This is a genomic window from Tolypothrix sp. PCC 7712 (assembly GCF_025860405.1).
In the GTDB taxonomy this organism is placed as follows: Bacteria; Cyanobacteriota; Cyanobacteriia; order Cyanobacteriales; family Nostocaceae; genus Aulosira; species Aulosira diplosiphon.
This window is the reverse complement of record NZ_CP063785.1, coordinates 6,270,812-6,296,171: the sequence shown is the minus strand read 5'-3', so window position 1 is coordinate 6,296,171 and position 25,360 is coordinate 6,270,812. Positions and strand designations below refer to the sequence as shown.

At 40.6% G+C, this 25,360-nt stretch carries 21 protein-coding genes; 7 read left to right on the top strand and 14 right to left on the bottom strand.

Annotated elements, in window-relative coordinates; translation table 11 throughout:
* The first annotated feature begins 29 nt into the window (after positions 1–29).
* Positions 30–347: a hypothetical protein gene (locus tag HGR01_RS25785; protein ID WP_045871245.1), complete on the top strand. Its 318-nt coding sequence runs from the start codon at positions 30–32 to the stop codon at positions 345–347.
* 111 nt (positions 348–458) lie between these two features.
* Here the strand turns inward: HGR01_RS25785 and HGR01_RS25780 are convergent, their stop codons facing one another.
* The 8 genes from HGR01_RS25780 to gvpA (HGR01_RS25745) all read right to left on the bottom strand — a co-directional run bounded on the left by HGR01_RS25780 (position 459) and on the right by gvpA (HGR01_RS25745) (position 5,310).
* Positions 459–842, bottom strand: coding sequence for a gas vesicle protein GvpG (locus HGR01_RS25780; protein WP_045871246.1), 384 nt, complete (start codon positions 840–842; stop codon positions 459–461).
* 15 nt (positions 843–857) lie between these two features.
* Positions 858–1,592, bottom strand: a complete 735-nt coding sequence (locus HGR01_RS25775; protein ID WP_045871247.1) for a GvpL/GvpF family gas vesicle protein — start codon at positions 1,590–1,592, stop codon at positions 858–860.
* A gap of 6 nt (positions 1,593–1,598) precedes the next feature.
* Positions 1,599–2,075, bottom strand: coding sequence for a gas vesicle protein K (locus tag HGR01_RS25770; RefSeq protein WP_096583972.1), 477 nt, complete (start codon positions 2,073–2,075; stop codon positions 1,599–1,601).
* 68 nt (positions 2,076–2,143) lie between these two features.
* On the bottom strand, positions 2,144–2,590 hold the full coding sequence (gene gvpJ / locus HGR01_RS25765) for a gas vesicle protein (RefSeq protein WP_045871249.1): 447 nt from the start codon (positions 2,588–2,590) through the stop codon (positions 2,144–2,146).
* Between the two features lie 70 nt (positions 2,591–2,660).
* Positions 2,661–3,707: a gas vesicle protein GvpN gene (gvpN, locus tag HGR01_RS25760; RefSeq protein WP_045871250.1), complete on the bottom strand. Its 1,047-nt coding sequence runs from the start codon at positions 3,705–3,707 to the stop codon at positions 2,661–2,663.
* A gap of 364 nt (positions 3,708–4,071) precedes the next feature.
* Positions 4,072–4,560 carry a gas vesicle protein GvpC gene (gene gvpC, locus HGR01_RS25755; protein ID WP_045871375.1) on the bottom strand — a complete coding sequence of 163 codons (489 nt, stop codon included), beginning with the start codon at positions 4,558–4,560 and terminating at the stop codon, positions 4,072–4,074.
* A 214-nt stretch (positions 4,561–4,774) separates the two neighbouring features.
* A complete protein-coding gene (gene gvpA, locus HGR01_RS25750) occupies positions 4,775–4,990 on the bottom strand; it encodes a gas vesicle structural protein GvpA (protein ID WP_045871251.1) in 216 nt (71 codons plus the stop codon).
* Between the two features lie 104 nt (positions 4,991–5,094).
* Positions 5,095–5,310, bottom strand: coding sequence for a gas vesicle structural protein GvpA (gene gvpA, locus HGR01_RS25745; protein ID WP_045871251.1), 216 nt, complete (start codon positions 5,308–5,310; stop codon positions 5,095–5,097).
* Positions 5,311–5,706: 396 nt separating this feature from the next.
* Here gvpA (HGR01_RS25745) and HGR01_RS25740 point away from each other — a divergent pair, with 396 nt between their 5' ends.
* Positions 5,707–5,973 carry a hypothetical protein gene (locus HGR01_RS25740; protein ID WP_045871252.1) on the top strand — a complete coding sequence of 89 codons (267 nt, stop codon included), beginning with the start codon at positions 5,707–5,709 and terminating at the stop codon, positions 5,971–5,973.
* Between the two features lie 474 nt (positions 5,974–6,447).
* The gene (locus tag HGR01_RS25735; RefSeq protein WP_045871253.1) at positions 6,448–7,755 is read left to right on the top strand and encodes a glutamate-5-semialdehyde dehydrogenase; all 1,308 of its coding nucleotides are present in this window, start codon (positions 6,448–6,450) and stop codon (positions 7,753–7,755) included.
* A gap of 200 nt (positions 7,756–7,955) precedes the next feature.
* On the opposite strand, the gene HGR01_RS25730 is transcribed toward HGR01_RS25735, so the two are convergent.
* Both HGR01_RS25730 and HGR01_RS25725 read right to left on the bottom strand, forming a co-directional pair.
* Entirely contained in the window at positions 7,956–8,486 is a 531-nt protein-coding gene (locus tag HGR01_RS25730) for a YdcF family protein (RefSeq protein WP_045871376.1), read from the bottom strand.
* A gap of 705 nt (positions 8,487–9,191) precedes the next feature.
* Entirely contained in the window at positions 9,192–9,725 is a 534-nt protein-coding gene (locus HGR01_RS25725; RefSeq protein WP_045871254.1) for a DUF4330 domain-containing protein, read from the bottom strand.
* 640 nt (positions 9,726–10,365) lie between these two features.
* Between HGR01_RS25725 and HGR01_RS25720 the strand changes: the two genes are divergently transcribed.
* Positions 10,366–11,217, top strand: a complete 852-nt coding sequence (locus HGR01_RS25720; RefSeq protein WP_045871255.1) for a M48 family metallopeptidase — start codon at positions 10,366–10,368, stop codon at positions 11,215–11,217.
* Positions 11,218–11,393: 176 nt separating this feature from the next.
* Here the strand turns inward: HGR01_RS25720 and HGR01_RS25715 are convergent, their stop codons facing one another.
* A complete protein-coding gene (locus tag HGR01_RS25715) occupies positions 11,394–12,158 on the bottom strand; it encodes a metallophosphoesterase family protein (protein WP_045871256.1) in 765 nt (254 codons plus the stop codon).
* Positions 12,159–12,397: 239 nt separating this feature from the next.
* Entirely contained in the window at positions 12,398–13,219 is an 822-nt protein-coding gene (locus tag HGR01_RS25710) for a sulfurtransferase (RefSeq protein WP_045871257.1), read from the bottom strand.
* A 52-nt stretch (positions 13,220–13,271) separates the two neighbouring features.
* Here HGR01_RS25710 and HGR01_RS25705 point away from each other — a divergent pair, with 52 nt between their 5' ends.
* From HGR01_RS25705 to glmU, 3 genes are all read left to right on the top strand, one after another.
* Positions 13,272–14,192 (top strand): tRNA (5-methylaminomethyl-2-thiouridine)(34)-methyltransferase MnmD, encoded by a 921-nt coding sequence (locus tag HGR01_RS25705; protein WP_045871258.1) that lies wholly within the window; start codon positions 13,272–13,274, stop codon positions 14,190–14,192.
* A 490-nt stretch (positions 14,193–14,682) separates the two neighbouring features.
* Positions 14,683–15,912 (top strand): HD domain-containing phosphohydrolase, encoded by a 1,230-nt coding sequence (locus HGR01_RS25700; protein WP_045871259.1) that lies wholly within the window; start codon positions 14,683–14,685, stop codon positions 15,910–15,912.
* Between the two features lie 752 nt (positions 15,913–16,664).
* The gene (gene glmU / locus HGR01_RS25695) at positions 16,665–18,023 is read left to right on the top strand and encodes a bifunctional UDP-N-acetylglucosamine diphosphorylase/glucosamine-1-phosphate N-acetyltransferase GlmU (RefSeq protein ID WP_045871260.1); all 1,359 of its coding nucleotides are present in this window, start codon (positions 16,665–16,667) and stop codon (positions 18,021–18,023) included.
* 139 nt (positions 18,024–18,162) lie between these two features.
* On the opposite strand, the gene HGR01_RS25690 is transcribed toward glmU, so the two are convergent.
* Complete coding sequence (locus HGR01_RS25690) at positions 18,163–24,291, bottom strand: CHAT domain-containing protein (protein ID WP_045871261.1); 6,129 nt, start codon at positions 24,289–24,291, stop codon at positions 18,163–18,165.
* 100 nt (positions 24,292–24,391) lie between these two features.
* Entirely contained in the window at positions 24,392–25,357 is a 966-nt protein-coding gene (locus HGR01_RS25685) for an isoaspartyl peptidase/L-asparaginase (protein ID WP_045871262.1), read from the bottom strand.
* Positions 25,358–25,360 lie beyond the last annotated feature (3 nt).

Here is a 25,360-nt window from a genome sequence, read left to right as displayed (position 1 = left end):
TAATACAATCAATTGTTCAGGAAAATTAAATGAAAAATCTTCGTAATCGCGGCACAATTAGACCTAAAGTAACTACTATGCCTCGTAGTAAATCTGAAGCTTCCAGCCAGTTAGAACTCTATAAACTTGTAACAGAACAGCAAAGAATTAAGCAGGAGTTACATTTTATAGAACAGCGCACAGTTATTTTAAAACAGCGTTTGAATTCCCTAAAAGACCAGATAGCCGACACAGAACAAAATATTAATAAATTACGCCAATCCGACCATAGACATCCTAATTTACCTAAGCGTCCTAATATCTTTTTTGAAGCTAACAATTACCAAGCTTTTGAAATTGAATATTAAGTTTCAAATTTTTTAGTAATTAGCTACTATTAGAACAAGTAACATTAAATTATTAACCCGCAAATGCGGGTTTTTAATTTAATTATCTATAAAAGTAATTGGCTGATAATTTTAGGGAGATAATACTAAATTTTCATTATCCTCATATTTTTTATTGCCTCGAAATGCCTCTGCAAGTACTTTATCTTCCTCAACTTCAGCGATGAAGTAAGTTGGTTCTACTTCATCCTCTTCATCCTCTATTGATTCAGCTTCTAAACGGGCTTTTTCTTCTTCCAAAGCTTGAATTTTCAGCAGTAGTTCTTCTTCTTGCTCCTCAAAGTCCTCTTCAGAAATTTCGCCAATATCAAAAGAAAGTTGCAGACTGAGTAATTGTTTATGCAAATTCTCTTGCGCGTCAAATTCTGTATCAGTACGCTCTTGAATTTGTTCTCCAATCCACATCAGCCCACTAATTGGCCCCATGACTGGAAATAGTAAAATTTTACCAAGCATAATCATCACCTCCAATTAAGAAATCTGAGCAAATGTATAAGGTGCAGTAAAATTGTTGTAGCGAATACGTAAGCGATCGCCAAATTTTTTGTCTATAGCTTCTACACGTTGGCTAAATAAAGCTTCCTGATCCCAAGGAATGAGAAAAGCAGCGTTGTAGATCATTTCTTCCATCATCGGTTCGCTTTCTACAACTTCTTCTGCCAAGGGTTTGAGTTCATCAAAGAAAGTTTTAATTACAGCTTCTTTGCGTTGCTGTAAATTACTTTCAATTAACTGCCCAATTTCAATCACTTCCTCCATACTCAAATTTTTGCCTTCCATCTGGTCGCGCTTTTGCTTCAAGTCGGGATTAGACTGCATCATTGCTTGTAATTCCGCCTTGGTATCCCACAAAATTTTGACGCTAACTTCTCGCTTACCCGCCAATTTTTGAAACAGATCTCGCAGCTGTCGCTCACATGGTTGGATTAGTTGTGAAATTACTGTTTCCCAATTTTTCACAACTAATCCAAACCGCAGAGGTAGCAGAGTCCGAAAGCCTTCCTGCATTGCTTGCTCTAAAACTTTTTCATGGCTAATTAAATTCCGCCGCGAAGCTAAATATTTTTCTTGTTTAGCATCTGAGTATAAAAAGGTAAAACCTTCAATTACTTGGCTATAAACAGGTTGGGAATCCAATCCTTTTAAGCTAACTGTTGGAGGAATTGGATCGGAAAAAATACCGTACAAATAAAGACCAGCATCCATAAAAAATTACTTTGTATTTAAAGGTTTTGAGGTTAAAACTAACCGCAATTTAGCGTGAATTAAATTGAGTTGAGCAACGCCTAAATCTAGTTCTCCGTCCACCACAACTCCGGTGTTCAACAGACGGTCTAACAGTTCTAGTACAGATGGAGTATTTCCAGTTTCACCAGGATAATAAGATCCAGCAGCAGGTAAAAGACTACCAAGTTCTCCTAAATGGATATTTAAGTCTGCTGGATCAATCTCAAAAATCTGACATAAATTTAAAACTTGTTCCTCTAACTTTTGCAAACTTTCTGCAGCTCGCTCTAAGTCAGATTCACTAAGGCACTCCTCTTCCATACGTCTGATTACTTGAGCTTCCATCAGCTGACGGATTAGTTCCACTACAGTTAAGAGTAAAGGAACTAAGCCAGCTTGGTTATTAGCTTTGGAATTGGTAGCTAGCAAATCGTTGGAATTTTCAGATGGAGTGCAAACCATTGCCATGATGCCACCTTTTGTTAATTGTTTTGTAGCGCTTGAATTGTTGGGATGTAAGTCTACTTAGCCTAGTCATTAGGCTGATAATTCATAGGCAATGGCACATTTTCTTCATCGCTTTGGCCATTATCTTCAGCATTGACTGGAAATAGCTCTGGGTTGTTTATCTTAGCAGCAGTTAGCGAACGTAACTGTGCTTCTAAACTTTCCAATCGCTGCTGAAGTTGTTGGTTTTCCTCAACTAAACGTTGAGATTTGCTACTGAGGTAAGGGTCATTTTCCCACCAATTAATGCCCAACTCTTTAGCTTTATCAACGGAGGAAATTAATAAGCGGATACGGATATGCAGCAGTTCTGTAGAGGCGATAGATACAGAAATATCACCAGCAATCACAATTCCCTTATCTAAAACTCGCTCGAGAATATCTGCCAAGGTAGAACCTTGAGTAGATGTAGTAATAGCTCGGCTGGAGTTAGATTGAGAACGTGTTGGCAGGATGGGTGTAGTAGTCACGATGAATTAAACTCTTGAATGAAATTAACCACAGTCTTGATTGAGTACTAAGCTTTATTTGAGGAAAACATTAGTTGGGTTGGTCGCTTAATAAGCTTTCGTCTAGTGTCACTGGTTCTGCGATCGCATCTGTTTGTGGTTCTGCTGCACCAACTATTTCAGCCTCAGCCACATCATAGGGATCGCTATCATCAACTGGTTCTACTGGTTTTACTTGTACGTGGTTCAGCAATTCCAGAAACAGCGTTGTAGCATCACTTGCCGATAAATTGGTGCGATTGAACAAGACATCTGCACAAATTTCTCGGAAATCTGTATTTTCAGGTGTGACCAAAATATCGTGTTCTGCACACACTTTTGCAACCATCAAACAAGACCGCAATCCAGAAGTTTTCTCAGCACCAGTTGCCGAACGAAATGCTTTTACTAAGCGTGCAATTAACTGTGCATACTCGTGATGAATCCCTGTTTTATGAGTTAAGATTTCAATCTGAGTTTGCTCATCTGGTTCCGGCATATTAATGGTTACCAACCGATCCATCAAAGCATCCTGAGTGGAGTGAACTCCGCAATATTCTTCAGGATTGGAGGTAAAAATAGCCCGGAATTTGGGGTGAACATGTAAATATTCTGGCTGATTACTGCTAGGCGGAAGAGTGAGGATTTTTTCTTCTAAGGCCGACAGTAAAACGTTATTTACTTCTGGACGTGAACGGTTAAACTCGTCGTAGACTAAGGTTAAACCTTCCCGACAAGCTAAAGTTAAGCGAGAATCAACCCAATTTTGTTTGAGTTCGTCTTCAACTTTCAGAACGTTGTGAATATAATTGTCTAATAATTTTTTATGTGTATAGCCAGATTCGCTGCCGATTAAATCAGAACTTTTAAATTCGTCATCTCCGAAAATCAACATGATTGGTCTATCTAGACAATTAGCTAAATGCATAGCTAAGGTCGTTTTACCTGTCCCAGCTGGCCCGCGTAAATGAATAGCAAATCCTGATGTGAGATAACGTAACGCTCGAATTGCTACTTTTTCAATAGCTGGTGTGACTACAAACTGACCAGGACGGACACGAAGAACAGCTCTTTTTTTATGATTTTCGGTATTAGTCATAAGTTAATGATGGTGGGAAGAGAACTTTACAAAAAAAACACAACATTCGATGCATAAATGACATCAATGTGGTAAGATAGGAGCAGAAACTATAAATAAAGCTCTATCGATTGTTGTTACTATCAATATTCGTTAGAGTTATTTATTGTTCACTGATTGAAACGAGATACAGGTTGTTAGTTTTTTTTACTAAAGCCTTGTAATCAGTGCCGATATATGTTATTTAAGTTTCGTGCTAAAACTCATTGTTGAATTTGACTACCCCCTGGTCTTACCAGTTTTTACCTGGAAGATTAGGGGGTTTTACTATTTAGCCCCATTCTTCAACAGATAAAATCTATTAGTTGGGAGCATTAATGCAAGACTAAAATGTACCAAAAATGCTAGCAAACAAATCCTGACGGAATTGATGTAGCTGTTGTTTTTGTTCTTGAGCTTGCGCCATTCTTTCTTTAGCTGTGTCAGCTAAAAATTCGTTGGTTGTTTGCTCAAGGTTTTGATGGAATTCGCGCAATTGTCGAGCTTGCTCTTGAGCTTGCGCCATTCTTTCTTTAGCTGTTTCTGACAAAAACTCTTGGGTGTTTTCTGCCATTTCCTTATGGAATTGGAACAGATCTTCAGCTTGCTGTTTGGCTTTAGCCATTCTTTCTTTAGCTGTATCTGTTAAAAACTCTTCAGTGTCTTTCTCCAGATCCTTATGGAACTGATGCAGATTTTCAGCTTGTTCTTTAGCTTGCGCTTGTCTTTGCGCTGTGGTCACGGACAAGAATTCTTGAGTATCTTTAAATAGTTGAGTTACTTCCTCTGCTATTCCTCGATGCTCTTGCCGGATTCTGATCATTAAAGGAGTCATGATTTTCTCCGCAATCATACTAAAATCACTGTGAATCAACCACATTTTCTGGATGGTTTATCTCCAGCAAATGTGGCTCAAGCAATATCTGCCTTTTTCCTGTTATCCTGGGATAAATCTTGTTGCAAGAATCTTTTGGATAATTAGATAAAAGCAGTATAAATATCAGAATTGCTAACTCAGCAATTCTGATATTATGGACTCTGCTTAATGATTAAGCAGGTACTGCAGCAGATTGAGTTAGACCAACAGCTTCTGCATACTTCAAGTATGTTTCAACGGAAGCGATAACGATCCGAGCTTCAATAGCAAGTAGTTCAATACCAACTAAGGAAACACGTACCCAAGCATCTACAACGATACCTTTGTCTAAAATACGGTCGATAACTTCTGCCAAGCTAGAGGAGGAATTAGTCTTTTCAACTGCCATATGATTGCACCTTAACCTATTGTTGTTTGTTGAGATTATTTGGACGGCTTGTTAACATGAGAATTAGTCAGCGCTAATTCTCATATTTTCTATTTACTTAATAATTAAGCAGGTACTGCGGCTGACTGAGTTAGACCAACAGCTTCTGCATATTTCAAATATGTTTCAACAGAAGCGATAACGATCCGAGCTTCAATAGCAAGTAATTCAATACCAACTAGAGATACACGTACCCAAGCATCTACAACGATACCTTTGTCTAAGATACGATCAATAACTTCGGCCAAGCTTGAAGAGGAATTAGTTTTTTCGACTGCCATAAATTTGAACCTTAACTCATTGTTGTTGTTTTTCGGATTGATTTCTCAATCACTAAAACAATACTATTAACACTCGATTGAAATGTAAATAGAATCACACCCAAAATACTGTAAACAAATATAACAACGTTCAGGAAGATACAACATAAATACTTACAGATGTTTAAGTTGTATACTGTCAAAACGTTGATGAGATTTGAGTTGTATGTCTTAAATTCCATATTGTTTGTTTTGTATTAGTTAGTCTTGTTACAAAACTCAGAATCAAAATACAGGGTTAAAAAAGCATCCTTTTTTTAAGGCTCTATTACGTAGTAATTTCAGTAAAACTACGGATACAAAATGGTCACTTACATGAAATAGGATGATTGCAACAAATATCGTTGTCTAGAAACCATGTATAAGGAAGCAAATACAGATCCAGTCCGACAAGAAGCTTTAGCTGGCTTAATTGCTCATTTAGTGCAACAAGGACATCAACCTCAATACGCTCAATTGATGGCAACTTCAATTATTTTTCAAACAGATCTAGATTTAAGAAATGCTCAAATTGCTAGCCTTTTAACCTGGCTGCAACAGGAACATAATGATATCTATTCTGCTGCTGTTGAAGTAGTTGAAAAAACTCGCGAGCAATTTGAACAGCGTGTTCAACATGGTTGAAGTTATCAATTTTAGATGTTGCGGAAAGTTCTGAGTGGAGGAAACTTCCGCTTAGAACTTTCCCAGAGAGGATTTTGGATTTTTAACTTGAAATTGACATTCAAACTAAAAATAGTGAGAAAATTGGTTAAATTGTTCAAACCAAAATCTAAATATTGGTTAATAAAGCCAATTTACATATTGGAAACAAAAATGAGTCAACTTTCCAGAGAGTTTTTATAATTGGAGATGAAAATAATAAATTTATAGTCATTTTCCATTGTGTGAAACATATATCATTGGTGGGGGTACAACAACGTTGTACCCCCACCATTTTGGCTGAATTAAATTTACAATCTTTCTTCTCTAGCGCTAGTCCCTAGACATAAAAATTGCTAATCCTAATTCAATAATGTTGTCTAAAAACATGAACTAAGGTTGGTAGGATAGGGAAAAGACAAAGATTGTGGCCTGACTGGAAAGTTATTATTTGCTATGACTATTGTTGATATTGCTTCTCCTTTGATCGGAATCGCTCAAAAAACCCGCTCTGCTGCTAGTAAGTTGGCTGTTATCTCCACTGAGGCGAAAAATCAAGCTATTGAAGCGATCGCCCAAGCTTTAGAATCAGCAAGAGACGACATTTTGCAAGCCAATATCGCTGATTGTGAAGCCGCCACTGCTGATGGGATTGCCAAACCACTTTATAAACGCTTGCAGTTGGATGAACATAAATTGAGAGATGCGATCGCGGGAGTCAGAGATGTTGGTAAACTAGCCGATCCAGTCGGGAAAGTCCAAATTCATCGCGAAATCGACACAGGTTTAATTCTCAAGCGCATTACTTGTCCTTTAGGCGTTTTGGGCATTATTTTTGAAGCACGTCCCGAAGCCGCAATTCAAATTGTCTCTTTAGCAATCAAGTCAGGTAATGGCGTAATCCTCAAAGGTGGTAAAGAAGCAATCCGTTCTTGCGAAGCGATAGTCAAAGCAATTAAGCAAGGCTTATCTCACACTGCTGTGAACCCCGATGTAGTGCAGTTATTAACAACTAGAGAACAAACTATTGAACTTTTGCAGTTAGATAAATATGTAGATTTAATTATTCCCAGAGGTTCTAATTCCTTTGTGCGGTTTGTGCAGGACAATACTCGCATTCCCGTACTTGGTCATGCAGATGGCATTTGTCATCTATATATAGATAAAGGCGCTGATATTACCAAAGCAGTTACTATTGCTGTTGATGCTAAAACCCAATATCCCGCAGCTTGTAACGCTATTGAAACCTTGCTAGTTCATACCAGCATAGCCGCAGATTATCTACCACAGCTAGCCGCAGCCATGCAAGCTAATCACGTGGAATTAAGAGGTGATGAACGCACCGCCAAAATTTTGCATCATCTCACCGCAGCTACAGCACAAGACTGGGAAACAGAATACAGCGATTTGATTTTGGCAATTAAAATTGTAGATTCCATAGAAGATGCGATCGCCCATATTAATGAATATGGTTCTCGCCATACAGAAGCGATCGTCACCGAAGATTTAGCAGCAGCAGAAGCTTTCTTAGGATTAGTGAATGCAGCCGGAGTTTATCACAACTGTTCCACCCGCTTTGCTGATGGTTTCCGCTACGGCTTTGGTGCCGAAGTAGGCATTAGTACTCAACAGATGCCTCCAAGAGGCCCTGTTGGTTTAGAAGGGTTAGTCACCTACAAATATCAAATGATAGGCGACGGTCATATTGTAGCGAGCTACACTGGCGCAAATGCTAAGGCATTTACCCATCGGGATTTAATTTAAAAAGGGTCAAGGGTCAAAGGTCAAAGGTCAAAGGTCAAAGGTCAAAGGTCAAAGGTCAAAGGTCAAAGGTCAAAGGTCAAAGGGAATAGGACTATTGTTATTATTTTTTTTACCATTACCCATTACCCATTACCCATTACCCATTACCCATTACCCATTACCCAATCCCCAATCCCCATTACCCAATCCCCAATCCCCATTCACTTCTTATGCAACGTATCTTCTGCACCCGTATAACCAGTTGCTACCCAAAGAATAGCTCTAGCGCCATCGCGGAAAGATTTTTCTAGTGGTTCAGGAGATGTTTTGGAAGGAACTGGTATTGTTTTAAACTCAATACCGCGACTACCTAAAACAATCTCACCAATGACGCTAGCCCGACGCATATGGAAATCGGACGTAATCAAATAAACGCTCTTGATTCCGTGTGCTTGCAAATCATCAACCAGCGTAGTAAAATTAGTAACTGTATCTACTGCTTCGTAATCCAAGTGTAAGCGTTCAGGATCTATTCCTGCCTTGGAAAACACCTTTTGTGTAGATCTAGGTGGACTGCCACCACTGATCCAAATAGGTAAATTTGGATGCCTCTTAGCAAAATCTGCTGTAAACTTTTCTCGCTCTAGATTCTTCGTTGAACCGCCTAACACTAAGACTGCTTGCGGTTCTACTATTTGGCTTTTGACTTCTTTATATCCCAACCACATTAACAGCGGGAGGGTAAACGCCATAAACCGAAAAGATTTACCTGTAAACAATAGCTTATTCAAGGCTCTAATACTTCGTTTACTGATTCCAAGTTTTCTTTGAATAAAAGAAAAACAATAATTATCTAAGTTAGTAGAGTTACAAAAAAATCTTGCCAAATAAAAATTTGGGGATTTTTCCCTGAAAACTCATGGAATGCAAGTTAGATGAATGTGATTTAACCTCTTTACTGTAAAAGTAGAAGCTAAAAACCCTGATTTCTACCTTACTCCTCTCTCGGCTCCTAGTCTAGAGAGACTAAGGGAGAAAGTTTACTAAACTTATTTCTTTATAAAGGGGTTTTAACACTTTCATTTTTAATTGTCGATGTATTAATCCTACCTAATATCGGCAGTTTTTCTCTTAATTTCCGCTACTTTTATACATTTTGATTTTGCGCCAGTACATAAAATTTACTGGCTGTGCATAGCCCAAACTAGTGTCTATTTTAACGTAGAAATTCGCACTAATAACTAGTGATTTATGTTGCTAGTCATGATAGGCGAATAAGTTCGTAGTCAAGACTGTAGCCTGGATTTTCAAGCAGTAGACTGCTCAAAATTGCGGTTATTCATTCGTTCCAGGGAAACCCTTAAGACTGCGCTAACTCACTACGAACTTATCAAAATTTTGGCAATAGACCACTATGTGATGTAAGGTCTAAAATTAGACTTGCTTTGGTGCCAAGTTTATTTATCTTTCAATCTTAAATCGATGACAGTGGCATTAAAGTTGTAGTTGAAACCTTCTAATTCAAAGGGCATTCCAATTTTCACTTTGCTGTTACCTAGAACAGGGCCATTTTGAGTGATTTGTGCTTTACCTTCTAAAGTCAACAGCATATCTGTACTAAAATTGTTGCTTTTTGGATCTGGTAACTCTTTAATAGAACCATCAGGTTGAGGAACATTGATTGTTCTTGGTAGTGGTTGCATAGATTTAATTGCAATCTCACCATGAGGTTGATTGCGGATAATCACGTTAGTCTTACCACCTGCTTTCAGCCCTTTGTCATATAACTGCTGAGGGTTACGAACATTTAAGCCACGAACTACCAGATCCACTTCTATAGGTACTGTTTTAGCACCGACTTGGGCTACAGAACCGGAAGTACCGGGAAAGACAAATATGCCAAAGATAACTAGCACAATAACTAGTAAAGCACCTAAATCTAGGAGGTTAATTTTGCCGAACAAGCGGCCTTTGGTATCTAAAATAGCCATAACAAGTTTTCCAGATGTGAGCGGAGTAATTGAGTTGAGTAGCAGGCTTGACTAGAGTAATGACAATCTTCCCTACTTGGTAAGCAAGCGGCTAGGGGCTATAGTCATGCGACAGTGTATCATGACTTCTGAAATTACGGGACTAGGCAATCAAGTTCCGGAATTATTGTTGTTTTAATTTGTGGCTGAAACAACCTGTACTCGGGTGGTATGGGGGAAGGAAAATGTAGGAAGCTAGGCAATACTTGTCGGTTAAGGGGAAAAAGGGGAATGGGAAAAGGGAAATAAAAAACCTTTACCCTTTTCCCCAAAACCAATTTACGTTTAATGAGAATTAAATCTTGAAACCCTGATAATTTCGTAGTTAGCCACAAAACAATGATTGTGGGCTAATCTTGAAACCCTTATGGCATAAGAGGCGTTTCTAATTCACATTAGGCGTAATTTTGAGTTCAAAACCCTTAACCGAGTAGTATGGGGAAGCTAGGAATCATTCTCGATGTTTCCAAGAGAATCATCAAAATTGATGGGAGTGATATGGCCCAGTGCAATTTCGTCTTTAAGTTGAAAATGCAACATAGAAAGCCCTAAATGCGTCCCATATTTTGTGTTCTTCCACAATTTTCCAAAACACCAGATTATGTTTGCTTGGAAAGCCTTTTTGACAAATTATCGTTTGTGGCGGCGGCGCTGGTTTTATCCGTTAATTTCTGTGGTAGTCGCCCTGAGTGTGTGTCTGACTACACCCCTTCCCGGAAGGGCTTTTGATTTATTGCCGCTTCTATTCCAGGGAGTCCAGATATTTCAGCTATCTAATATATCCGATCGCCAAGAAGTTGATCTGGGTAAGCAGATAAATCAGGAATTGCAGGGTGAAGTTAAGCTTTACCGGAATGCAGCCATTACTCGCTACGTGGAACAAATTGGTCAGCGTTTGGTTGCGAATAGCGATCGCCCCAACCTGCCCTATACTTTCCAAGTAGTTGAAGATAAAGCCATCAATGCTTTCGCAACCGCAGGCGGCTATGTTTACGTCCACACTGGGTTACTGCAAGCCGCAGACAATGAAGCGGAATTAGCCAGTGTCCTCGCCCATGAAATGGGTCACATTGGTGGTAAACATTTAGTCAAGCAGATGAGACAACAGGCGCTAGCTAGTGGTGTAGCCACAGCAGCGGGTTTAGATCGCAATACGGCGGTAGGACTTGGTGTTCAACTAGCACTTAATCTTCCCCGCAGTCGTCAAGATGAATTTGATGCCGATAAACGAGGGTTAAGAACCTTGACCCGTAGCGGTTATGCTCAGTCGGGGATGGTTTCTTTTATGCAAAAGCTGCTAGGAAAGGGTTCTACACCCACATTCTTGAGTACTCACCCAGCAACTAGCGATCGCATTAATGCTCTCAAAAAATCTATTAATGCTCAACCTAGCGATGGGCGTTATGGATTAGATAATGCTGCTTATAAAGCTAATATTCGCGCATTATCGTAAATAAGTCGGTGAAATTAAAGATAACTGGCTGAGGTTGTCATGTGTCATTTGTCATTGGTCATTGGTAAGGATTTTAAGCCTATTTACGTTTCTTAAAATAGTTTGGTTAATTACCAACGACTTACTTCATCTTGAGGATGCTGTGCAGACTCACTCACTATTGTTAAATCAAGCTATTACGCTCGCTGCTTGTTGTGGCGAGCGCCTTTAATTTCTGCCGGATCAATCGTCACGGTTGCTTCTGCTAAAGGTAGGCTACGGACACGCTTTCTAAAAACATTAACTTGGTAAACCAAGTTATTGGTGAGATCTAAAGCTGTCAACCAACCACTGCGAGGATGATAAGCGCCTGTATCTATGTCCAGCCAACCTCGCCCTTGGGCCAGTTGACCGGGATTAACGCCAGGTAGGGTAAAGGTGATGGTGTGACCAATAATAATTAACTTATCAGGGAAGTAGGGTTTTTCAATGCCGTGAAATTCTTCTCTGATCCAACAAAATTGTTCAGCAGTTTGTTTGGCTAAAGGAATTGCAGGATCGAGACCAGCATGGGTTAGCCAAACATCGCCTAAATCCAGATATGTAGGTAAAGCTTTGAACCAATCGATATGCTCTTGGGGAATTGTCGCTTCTTGGTAACTGGCGATGGTTGCTTGTCCTCCACTGTATAACCATGCTTGCATTGCTTGTGTGGAAGTAGCTCCACCATTGTTCAGCACGTTTAATAACATTTGCTCATGATTTCCTAGCAGACAAGGATAGTTATTTTGCTTGACAAAATTAACTACTTGTGAACTTTGAGGGCCGCGATCGATTAAGTCTCCCAGAAAATATAGTTGATCGTTGGATGATGGAGCAATTGCTGTTAACAAAGTCATTAATCCTTCGTAATGACCATGTACATCCCCAATTACAATTCGACGCTGCTTATTTTGGCTCATTTGCTTTTAATTTAAATAATATTAGCTAATACTTCTACTACAGTTTCAGATGGAAAAATTTTACATAAAAAATTAAAAAAACTAAAAAAATTTATTTGATTATATCTTAAATTTTTTGTATCAAAATAGCTTTCATTAAGGGGATTGGGTAATTGGTAATTGGTAATTGGTAATTGGGAAAAAACCAAACACCTAATGCCAAAAACCCCATTCATTCTAATATAGACAATTAATGCTGCCTACATATAACTAATCCAATCGCTCCAGCTACCAGCATAGAGTTTTCCTTGAGAAATCCCTGCTATTTCTAAGGAAAGTAGATTTACACAAGCAGTCACACCAGAACCACAATAAACTAAAATCTCTTTGGCTGTTTCTAGCTTTTCCCAACGGCGACGTTGTTCGCTTGGGGGAAGCAGATAACCTGATGAATCGGTAACTTCAGACCAAGGATAGTTCACAGCACCAGGAATATGACCAGCAATTTGATCAATTGGCTCTCGTTCACCGCGATAGCGATCGCCCTCTCGGGAATCTACTAATATGACATCTGATAAATCTTTTTTCTGTTTGACGCTTTCAATATCTACTACTTTATCTATTTTTACTTGAGGAATAAAAGTAGCAGGTTGAGGTTGAGGAATAATATTTGTGACAGGATAACCAGCTTTTTGCCATGCAGCAAAGCCGCCATCTAATACGGCTACTCGTTCATGTCCTAAATAACGCAATAACCACCATAGACGAGATGCAAAGGCAAAGCGAGAATCATCATAGGCAACTACTAAACTTTTTTGGTAGTTTACGCCTATTTCTGCTAATTTATTGGCTAAATCAGCAGGATTAGGTAAAGGATGTCTTCCCCCATGTTCTCCGACTGGACTAGATAGATCCTGATTTAAATCTAGATAGTGCGACCCCTGGATATGGCTAACTTGGTACTGCTGTCGCCCTAGTTGTGGATCTGCTAAAGAAAAGCGACAATCTACAATCACAACCTGCGGATCGTCAAGATGTTCAAGCAACCATACTGGTGAAACAACTAATTGGTCATTGGTCATTAGTCATTATTAAATTAATTAGCAAATATTTATTATCAGTTTTCTAGAGAAAATGCCAGACTTTGAGCAATTTGTCCCACAACTAACTGCGGATGGTTCCTTTACTTTTACCTCCCAAGAATTTGGCGAAGACTTTCACAGTCATTACGGAGCAAAGCAAGAGAGTTTTCTCAAGTTTGCTGTACCTACGCAACTAGCTGCACGTGCCCAAAAATCAGCCTTACGAATATTAGACATTTGTTATGGTCTAGGATACAACACAGCAGCAGCTTTGCAGACTATTTGGGCAGTAAATCCCGATTGTCATGTGGAAGTTATGGCTTTAGAGTTGAATTCCTCTGTACCGCAAGCTGCGATCGCTCATCGCCTATTTGATAACTGGGATTACAAGTCTAACGAAATCTTGATGCAGCTAGCTTATAAGTATCAAGTTCAACAAGACAACTTACAGGCTGAACTGTTAATTGGTGATGCTAGAAACTCGATTAAATTAATTCTGCAATCAGGGTTTCAGGCTGATGCGATTTTTCTCGATCCGTTTTCACCGCCGCAGTGTCCTCAGTTATGGACTGTAGAGTTTATCCAACAAATATCATCTTGTTTAGATGCTGAGGGCATTGTTGCTACTTATTCCTGTGCTGCGGCTGTCCGCGCCGCATTTTTGAGTGCTGGCTTACAAATAGGTTCGACTCCACCAGTCGGTAGGCGATCGCCTGGTACAGTAGCAGTTCATTCTGAAAGTGCAAACGCAAAAGACAATTGCATACTTCCGCCTCTCTCTCAAGAAGAACAAGAACATTTGCTGACTCGTGCGGCGATTCCTTACCGCGATCCGCAATTGCATGATGCTGCTGATGTCATTATTTTGCGGCGACAACAAGAGCAACAAACTTGCACCCTAGAACCTACCTCCCATTGGAGAAAAAGGTGGCTGCTAAAAAATGTAGGTGCAGAATCAGTGCCTAGAGCCTAGAGAAAAGAATTTTTTCATGCTCTTGTTGTTGTCTTGATCGCATAAGCATCTAGCTTGATTTTAGGTAATCAGGATCATTAATTTTTGTGTTCCAAATCACTAAAGATGCATCTGTATCTAGTAGATAATGCTTTATATACAGCAGGCAGAAATACTTAATAATACTATATAAAATTTAAAATTTTCACTTCAAAACTAAGCTGCTCAATAAATATTTAGAAAAGCCAAACTTTTCTGCACTGCTATCTTAGCCAATCTTCATTAAAACAGCTGATTTAATATTCCTGTAAAATCCTCATCATCTCAAGCAAGAATAGCGCGCCATTTGAACATTATTTAAGTGTGTTATTAAAATAAATCAAAAAATATATTATAAATGATGCAGCTATCTTTTGAAGATTTGAGTCTGTTGAATGTAATCAATCAAAAACTCAAGTTACATTTTGCTGGCTGAAACCTTAAATTTTATGTAACAAACTGGAGTAACTTTGTGATGCAATGGGAACTCAGGCATACAAACCCTATAGACAAGCTTGGTAGTGGGTCTAACCCCCTCAACAAATTGACTAATGTCAGTGCAAAAGATTCATTAAAACTACAAAATGTAGAGGGTAATTCAATGAGTTTATCTCCAGGAGAGTTGATGCTGGAAAAAGCTGCATCCTTACCTTCTTTGATGGCACAGACAAATTTTCATGCGGATGATTCATTAGACTCGAAAACCCTACAAAACCAAGATTCACAAGGAAATAACCCTGTTTTAGATCTGCCAAAAATTTTAGTAGTTGATGACCATGCAGCAAGTCGCATGACAGCTGTAGCTCTGTTGGCAATGGAAGGGTACGAAGTAATAGAAGCCGACAGTGGCGCAATGGCAGTGGATATAGTCAAAGAAAAGCAACCAGACCTGATTTTACTGGATGTAATGATGCCTGGAATGGATGGGTTTGAAGTGTGCCAAATCCTTAAACAAAATGAGCATACCAGACTGATTCCAGTGATTTTTATTACGGCTTTAAATGATAGGCGATCGCGGATTCGGGGTATTGAAGTTGGCGCAGATGATTTTCTCACTAAACCTTTTGACCGTCTAGAACTAATAGCGCGTGTCAAGTCCTTAGTACGACAAAAGCATCTCAATGAAGACCTAGATCATGCCGAACAAGTACTATTTTCTGTAGCTATGGCTATTGAAAGCCGCGATCCGAATACTGGCGATCACTGCGAACGGTTACAAAAACTAGGACAAGCTTTTGGTGAATACCTGAATCTCACACGTAACCAAATTAAAGATTTGATGTGGGGTGGCTACCTCCACGATATTGGCAAAGTAGGCATACCTGATGCGGTACTACTGAAAAAAGGTAAACTCACCGCCGAAGAGTGGGAAATTATGAGACAACACGTTGTGATTGGCGAAAAAATCTGTCAGCCATTACGCAGTATGCGGGGTGTGATTCCAATTATTCGCCATCACCACGAACGCTGGGATGGTTCAGGCTATCCAGATGGACTCAAAGGCGAAGAAATTCCCTACCTGGCACAGGTATTTCAAATTATCGACATTTATGATGCTCTCACCAGCGAACGACCTTATAAAAGAAGTTTTACTTCTGAGGAAGCGCTGACAGTGATGCTAGAGGAAACTGATTTGGGTTGGCGTAATCCTCACCTAATGCAACAGTTTGCAGAGTTTATCAAAACACAAACTAAACAGTAATTAGGTCGGTGCAATTAAAGATAACTGGCCAGGTATGTCATTGGTCATTTGTCATTGTGAAGGGTTGAAGCCCATTTACGTTTCGTAATATAGTTTGGTTGATTTCCACCGGCTTACCTGAGTAGTGGGAATTCCAAATTCAAGATTACGCCTCATGGGAATGAGAAATGCCTCACGAGCGCGAAAATCAAATTCCTAAAACACAAGCAATTCTTTGAGGGTAGGCGCTGCAAGTTTTTTCGCTCAAACCTAAATGATGACGAGTGCCCACCCTACTATTGATAATTCCTCATTTTTAATATTTTCTTTGTTCCCCCTGCTCCCTAGCTTGAAAGTGCTGAGTCAGGAGTTGCAGAGACGCGATTAATCGCGTCTGTACAAGAGTTGTGAGTCTAAATCCGATTCCATTCACGCCAGTTTTTGGCACAAACCTTGCCATGAAAATCTGTCTTTCCTATGCCCAATAACGGTAGTTGCTACAACGGGGGGAACCCCCGCAACGCACTACCTCCCCAATGCCCAATGTAAGATTTTTCTACCCTCAAGGGATGAACTATCAACAAAAAAAATCTAAAATCAGCATGGTCAATTTATGGTTGTACACAGACAAGAGGCTGTTTTAGTCAAGGTATTGTGAATTACCCACAAGATTTGACATTTCAGTCTGTGATGATTAGCTGGTATTATTTGAAGCCTAAATCTTAAAAGGCCAAGCGCAATAGCGCAATTCATTTATAGCTGATAGCTAAATTATGGTAGTTGTAGCAATTCTAGCGGCGGGACGGGGCACCAGGATGAAATCACAGCTGCCCAAGGTTTTACATTCTTTGGGTGGGCGATCGCTAATTGAAAGAGTGCTGGAAAGTGTAGAACCACTTTCACCTTCAAGGCGGTTAGTGATTGTGGGATATCAGGCTGAGGAAGTGAAAGCAGCCATGCAGTCTGTGCCTAATTTGGAGTTTGTCGAACAGACTGTACAGCAGGGAACAGGTCATGCTATCCAGCAATTACTTCCGCATCTGGAGGGTTACAGTGGGGATTTACTGGTATTAAACGGTGATGTGCCATTGTTAAGCGCTCAAACTCTGCAAAATTTGTGGCAAACTCACCAAGAACATCAAAACGCCGCCACTATCCTCACCGCATACCTACCCGATCCTCAGGGCTATGGGCGGGTGTTTTGTGATAGTGAAAATATTGTGCAACATATTATTGAAGACAAAGATTGCACAACTGCTCAAAAACATAATCGGCGAGTTAATGCTGGGGTTTATTGCTTCCGCTGGCAAAATTTAGCTCAGGTATTACCTCACTTAGAAGCAAATAATAATCAAAAAGAATACTATCTCACTGATGCTGTAAGTCAAGTTGGAAAAGTGATGACCGTAGATGTGGAAGACTATCAAGAAATTCTCGGCATCAACGATCGCCTACAATTAGCCAAGGCATACGAGATTTTACAAAAGCGAATTAAGGAAAAATGGATGTTAGCGGGCGTGACCCTCATCGACCCTGACAGTATTACCATTGAAGACACTGTAGAATTAGAGCCAGATGTAATTATTGAACCGCAAACGCACCTGCGCGGTAATACAGTCATTAAAGCCGGAAGTCACATTGGCCCTGGAAGTTTAATTGAAAATAGCCATATAGCTGAAAATGTCACGGTGCTATATTCCGTAGTCAAGGGTAGCACTGTGCAAGCTGGCACCCAACTAGGGCCTTACACTCATTTACGCGGTCAAGTGCAAATCGGTGCTGGCTGTCGGATAGGCAATTTTGTGGAATTAAAAAATACAGAATTAGGCGATCGCACAAATGTGGCACATCTATCATATTTAGGCGACACGACAGCAGGTACCAAGGTTAATATCGGTGCGGGGACAATTACCGCCAATTACGATGGCGTGAAAAAACACCGTACCAAAATTGGCGATCGCACTAAAACTGGTTCCAATAGCGTCTTAGTTGCACCAGTCACCTTAGGTAATGATGTCTATGTCGCTGCTGGTTCTACTGTCACAGAAGATGTGCCTGATGATTCGCTAGTGATTGCCCGTGCGCGTCAGGTAGTTAAACCTGGTTGGCGCAATAAGAGTGCTGAGAGTTAGCCATAAAAAATGTAGAGACCGTATTGGGGAAAAGGTGAAAAGGTAAGGGTTAAAGGTTTTTTCTTGCCCCTTTTCCCTTTCTCCTTTTGCCCTTAACCGATGAGCATTGGCATGGTTTCTACATTCCCTTTGCTAAAATTCAATTGACTTCGCCAATTAAAGTAAACGCTGCCCAGTTGACAGGGTCAGGGTGGGTCTTCATAGTGGTCAACATCGCTTGTCTTAAGGCCGCAGCTTTATCAGAATTTTTACTGCTATGTTGATAAAACTCAGTCATTAACGATGCTGTTGGTGTATCTGGTACTTGCCATAGAGAAACTACAATGCTAGGTACACCTGCGCTGATAAAAGACCGAGATAAACCAATTACTCCATCCCCTGTGATTTTTCCGCGGCCAGTATCACAGGCGCTGAGAACTACGAGTTCAGCTTGTAGTTTCAAATCCAAAATTTCTTCCGCAGTTAATAAACCATCATCTTTACCTGCGGGTGCAAGGGCTATAGCACTTCCCAAACCACGTAAATCATCAAACAATCCATGTGTGGCTAAATGAATGATCCGTGATTGGGTCATTTTTTGGGCGATCGCTGTTTCTGTTGCCTGACTACCTGTGATCGCTTTGGTTTTGAGTAGAGGTGCGATCGCTTTTGCTTCCTTTTCTGCACCCTCTAAAGCTGGTAGTTGTTGCGGTTTTCCTTCTGGTACAAGGGATACAAAAGGCATCGTAGGGTTACCTACTACTAAATTTGGCAGAGAAGCTGATTTACCTTGGTGTGCTCGTTTTTGCTGGCGAGTTAAATCTAAAAGTTGAATCGATGGCGCAGTAAGAATTGTGTGTTTTTCTACTAAGTATTTGTTTTGTTCGTCTTGTAATGCGGGGAAGGGAACCAAGAACAGGGAACCTTGAGGAATGAAAATAATGCGATCGCTGGGGTTGCTGGGTAGCTGGTTGGCGATCGGTTTAATTAACAAATCATAGAGTTGTTGTAAGCGTTTGGGTTGATTTGCACCATCAGCTGCTGCGGCGACAATCCCACCTGCGCGACTTCTTACCCCTATAGATAGCCGGGAGATATCAACTAATTGGGCTAGGTTTTTATTCTCTTTTTGCAATAACGGCTTGATATCTTGGCGATGAAATGCCACTTCACCTGTGGGTTTAACTACCCAAATATATATTTCTGATTCTTTGGTTTGTTGTTTATCTTCTTGATCAACAATTGAATATTGCACCAAAGTGGCATTTTGTGCTTTCGCAATTTGTTTAATCTGCTCAATATTTGGCGGCGTAATGTTTGATTTTTGTGTTGGGTTTGGAGATAAGCGCCTTGCGAGTAATTCTACAAAAGCACGCGAACGACCGCGTTCAGAAATTTCTAACGCCTCATTAATTTTATTTTGAGCAATTAAAACTTCTTGCAGTAGGCGATAGGTGCGAGATTGTTTTTCAAAGATAGAAACTTTATTGGCATCATTTAATCCAGCGCGAAGAGATTCCCAAATTTTCATAGCTTCAAACAGGTTTTTCTCTGCTTCTGGGAGATTGTTTGCTTTAATCAAAGCATAAGTTAAATTATTCAGTGCATTACCTTCTGCTTCCTTATCTTCATTTTGTCGTGCTTTCGCCAAGCTTTGATTGTGGAGTTCAATTGCTTTGGTAGTTTCACCTAGAGAAAGATAAGTATTTCCTAAACCGGCTAAAGATTCGCCAGGGATTAAATCTAGAGTTTCTTTGTAATATTGAATAGCTTTTGAGTAGTCACCCAAGACATAATAGACATTTGCCAAATTGACTTTATCTTTGGCTACACCAGAGGTATTTTTCAAATTCTTATCGATGGCTAATGCTTGCGAGTAATCCTTAATAGCTTCGTGATATTTACCTTGGAAATTATAAATATTTCCTCGCCCTCGGAGAATTTCTGCTTTGAGTTGAATATCTTGTTGTTGTAGAAGTTTTAATGCATCTTCGTAATACTTAATTGCTGGTTCATAATCTGCTAAAGAATTATAAACACTGCCGAGATTGGAGAGATTTTTGGCTTGGATTTCTGGGTAATTGTTTTGTTGGGCAATGCTTGATGCTTTGCTGTAAGAATTAATAGCGTTGGTGTAATCGCTGAGACAATAGTAAGCATTCCCCAGTTTTTCTAGAATGACAGCTTGGTTTTCGCGATCGGAGATTTGTTGATAAATTTTAAGAGCTTTTTGCCACGGTTCAAATGCTTGGGCGCAATTGGGGGCGTAGAATTGTAGATCGCGTAATCCGTCTGCTTCAACTTTGGGGGAAGAAGAAATTTCAGATAAAGCCAAAACTGTTAGTTGTTTAGCATTTGTGTCCCACACACGGGCAGTATCATCCCAAGATGCAGTGACAATCCTTTGTCCATCTGGACTAAAACTGGCATTCTTGACATAATCCTGATGTCCTTTAATTTCTGCAAGCAACTTGCCAGATGTATCCCATAGACGGGCAGTCTTGTCATCAGATGTGGTAACAATCTTTTGTCCATCTGGGCTAAAACTAGCACTGTTGATATCGCGCTGATGTCCTGTCAATTCTGCAAGTAACTTACCCTGCACATTCCATAGATAAGCTTTCTTGTCATCAGATGTAGTGACAATCCTTTGACCATCTGGGCTAAAACTGGCACTATTGACATAGTTTTGATGCACTAGTTCTGCAACCAAATTACCAGATTTATCCCACACATAGCATATCCTGTCATATGTAAGTAGAATAATTAGCTCACCATTGGGGCTAAAACTGGCACTCGTCCAATCTTTCTGATAGACTTTCAGTCCTGCAAGCAGCTTACCAGATATATCCCAAATCCGAACTGTCCTGTCATAAGATGTAGTGATAATTTGCTTGCTATCTGGGCTAAAACTGGCACTAGTAACATTTTCCTGATGCCCTTTGAGTTCTGCAAGCAGCTTCCCAGATATATCCCACACACGAGCAGTATTATCGTTAGATGCGGTGACCACTAACTGGCTATTGGGGCTAAATTTGGCACTTTGGAGTGAGCTTTTATGCCCTTTGAGTTCTGCAAGCAGCTTCCCAGATGTATTCCACACACGGGCAGTATCATCATATACAGTAAGAATTAGCTTACCATCAGGACTAAAATCGGCACTTGACATCACAGATGGATGCTCTAATTCTGCAAGTAATTTGCCATTTGCATTCCACACACGAGCAGTAGCATCGGTAGATAAGGTAATAATTAGCTTACCATCAGGACTAAAACTGGCACTGTTGACACCGCTCTGATACCTTTGCAGTTTTGTAAGTAATTTGCCATTTGTATCCCATAGGCGGGCACTTTTGTGGGATGTGGTAACAATGAACTTGCCATCAGGACTAAAACTGGCACTACTAACATTACCCTGATCCCCTTTGAGTTCAAAAAGCAGTTTTCCATTCGTATCCCAGACACTGGAGGTAGATGAACTCGTAATAATTTGCTTACCATCGGGGCTAAAGTTAGCGTCAAAAACTGAGTCTTTAAAGCCATTGAGTTCTAAGAGCAATTTGCCATTTGTATCCCATATACGGGCTGTTTTATCATTCGATGTAGTAACGATTAGCTTGCTATCGGGGCTAAAACTGGCGCTGTTGACATCATCTTGATGTCCTTTGAGTTCAAAAAGCAATTTGCCATTTGTATCCCATACAAGAGCTGTTTTATCTTTGGATGCAGTGACAATTCTCTTGCCATCAGGGCTAAAGCTAGCGTCAACGACTGAGTTTTCAAAACCATTGATTTCTAAGAGCAATTTGCCATTTGTATCCCATATACGGGCTGTTTTATCATTCGATGTAGTAATGATTAGTTTGCCATCGGGGTTAAACTGGGCACTGTTGACATCACCTTGATGCCCCTTGAGTTCTGCAAGCAATTTGCCATTTGTATCCCATACACGGGCTGTTTTATCCTTGGATGCAGTGACAATTCTCTTGCCATCGGGGCTAAAGCTGGCACTGTTGACATAATCCTGATGTCCTTTCAGTTCTGCAAGAACCTTACCTGATATATTCCATACACATGCTGTTTTATCCCAAGATACGATAACAATTTGTTTGCTATCAGGACTAAAATTGGCACTTGTAAAGAAACCAGAACAGGCTCGAGAAGGTAATTTTTGAGGTTTCGCTATATTGGTTGAGGGATTTTCAGATGTTTGTTGCTCAACTAGCTGGGTGTGAGAAAGATGCCATACACGCACTGTTCCGTCATCGGATGCGGTGACTATTTGCTTCCCATCCGAGCTAAAATTCGCACTGTTAACGGTATCTTCATGTCCTTTCAATTCTGCCAGCAATTTGCCATTTGTATCCCACACACGAGCAGTTTTATCAGATGATGCGGTGACAATTTGCTTCCCATCCAAGCTAAAGTTAGCACTGTTGACATCGCCCTGATGTGCTTTCAGTTCTGCCAGCAATTTGCCATTTGTATCCCATACACGAGCGGTTTTATCATCGGATGCTGTAAGAATTTGCTTACCATCCGGGCTAAAGTTAGCACTGTTGACACCACGCTGATGTCCTTTAAGTTCTACCAGCAATTTGCCATTTGTATCCCACAAACGAGCAGTTTTATCATCGGATGCTGTAAGAATTTGCTTGCCATCTGGGCTAAAGTTAGCAGTGAAAACAAAGCCTTTATGCCCTTTAAGTTCTGCAAGCAAGTTACCAGAGATATCCCATATACGGGCCATGCCTTCAAATGATGCGGTAACAATTTGCTTGCCATCCGGGCTAAAATTCGCATCAGTAACAAATACTGGAATTACAGATTGTCGTTCTGTTTTTTGTTCTGTAAGTAATAGGGCAGAATTTACCCAATTTGCAAACAATTTGCCATTGTTATCCCATACACGCACTGTTCCGTCATTGGATGCAGTGACAATCAACTTACCATCTGGGCTAAAGCTGATATTTCTGATGAAACCCTGATGCCCTTTAAGTTCCGCAAGCAATTTGCCATTCGTATCCCATATACGAGCGCTGCCATCATTGGATGCAGTAACAATTAGCTTCCCATCAGGGCTAAACTTGGCATTTGTTACACCATCTCGATGTCCTTTAAGTTCAGATATTAACTTGCCATTGTTATGCCACAAACGAGCAGTACCATCCCAGGATGCTGAGACAATCAACTTACCATCAGGGCTAAAATTGGCATTTTTCACCCCATTCCGATGTCCTTTAAGCTCAGATACTAAACTGCTATTGGTATCCCATATACGAGCATTACTGTCAGATGATGAGCTAATAATCCACCTGTTATCCTGACTCCAATTGACACTATTGATTCCTCCTTCATGGCCTAGCAACTTTCCTACCAATTTTCCCGCAGCATTCCAAATCAGTGCAGTTTTATCTACCGATGCTGTAACGATTCCTTGACCATCCGCACTAAAACTGGCGCTATATACACTATCTTTATGTCCTTGTAAAACTGTTAACTGCTTCCCCGATACATCCCACACTCGCGCCGTTTTATCATCAGATGCTGTAACTATCTGCTTACCATCTGGGCTAAAACTTGCACTCCATACTGTATCCGTATGCCCTTTTAACTCTGCCAGCACCTTACCCGACAAATCCCAAACACGCGCCGTTTTATCAGCCGCAGCCGTGACAATTCTCTGCCCATCCGGACTAAAATTGGCACTGTAAATACTCCCCTCATGCCCTTTAAATTCCGCCAACTGCTTTCCTGAAACATCCCAAATCCGCAAAGTTTTATCAGCACCAGCAGTTACAACCCGCTTCCCATCAGGGCTAAAACTGGCGCTATTAACATTACCCTGATGTCCTTTAAGTTCAGCTAACTGTTGCCCGGAATTATTCCACACACGAGCAGTACCATCAAAAGATGCAGTCACAATCAACTGTCCATCAGGGCTAAAATTGGCACTCCGCACACTTCCCTGATGCCCTTGTAATACCAGCAATTCCTTACCCGAAAAATCCCATATCCGGGCGGTTCCGTCACTACCTGCGGTGACTATGCGCTTACCATCTTGGCTAAAACTGGCACTGTTAACACTACCTTCATGTCCTTTAAATTGCCTTTCTTCCGCAAAGTAATCAACAAAGTTCCCTGATAAAGCAGAATTTGCTTTCTGATTCGGCGTTTGGGCTAACACCTGGGTTGCAGGGAACAATATTGATAAATTTTGCCCAAAAGTTGGTGAAATTACTACCAGGAAAGTAATAAAAGCAATTAAAAGGGTTCGGCAATAACGCATAACTTTTGTTGTGGGTAGGTCAAATTATCACTAGCAGAGCTTCACAAGTTATATATCTCCCACACCCCTGGGGTTATGCAATTTTTGTGCCGAATTTTAATTACTCTGGACTAACAATACAGCCAACATTTGTAGCTATGGGAAGTTCTAAGGTATCGCCAATTCTTTGACCGTCATGGTAGGCAGCGAGTAATACTTGGCTGGTTTTACCCCAAGCGATCGCACCTGTGGCATCAAGTGCGATCGCACCCAAATCCCGCTGATTATTATGTGCTTCTGCAAATGAGCGTTGCATTGCTTCTTTGAGCGACATACCGTCAGTTACACGTACTACAATTTTGGCGGCTAGGCATTCATCAATAATGTCTTCCCCAATTCCAGTACAACTGACACCTGCTTTTGTAGTAGCATAATTACCCGCAGGCATCGCAGAATCACTGACTCTACCAATCCGCTCAAACCCCTTACCGCCTGTAGATGTGCCAGCAGCTATTTTGCCATAGGTATCTAAAGCAACAACGCCTATCGTACCGCGTCCGGCATTGCTGGTTTCCACTAGTTCCGGTTCTGCTACCACCCCAGCCATTGTACTTTTGAAATTATCCTGACGCTCCTGTATCCATTCCTGCAAGCGCAAATCCGTTAAAGCGTTGTAGCTAGGAATCTGCAACTCCCGCGCCAGTTCTGCGGAACCGTAATCTGAAAGTACTCTATCGGGTGAGGTTTGGAGAAATTGTGCCAACTGAATTGGGTTCTTCACCCGTGAAATATTAATAACACCACTAAAGCGTCCTAATGTCCCATCCATGAGAGAAGCACTCATGCGGATTTGACCATCAGATTGCAACACCGAACCAGTACCAGCATTAAAGCGGGGGTTATCTTCCAATAATTGGCATCCTTGCACTACCGCTTCAGCAGCGCTGGCTCCAGAAATTAGCAGAGAATAGACTTCCTCCACCACTGTATACAGCGCTTGGCGCACCGCCTCCACTCCACCTTTCCCGTGTAGTGAACTTCCAGCCCCTCCATGAATAATTAATTTTGGCTGCACCTGTAACTTCATATA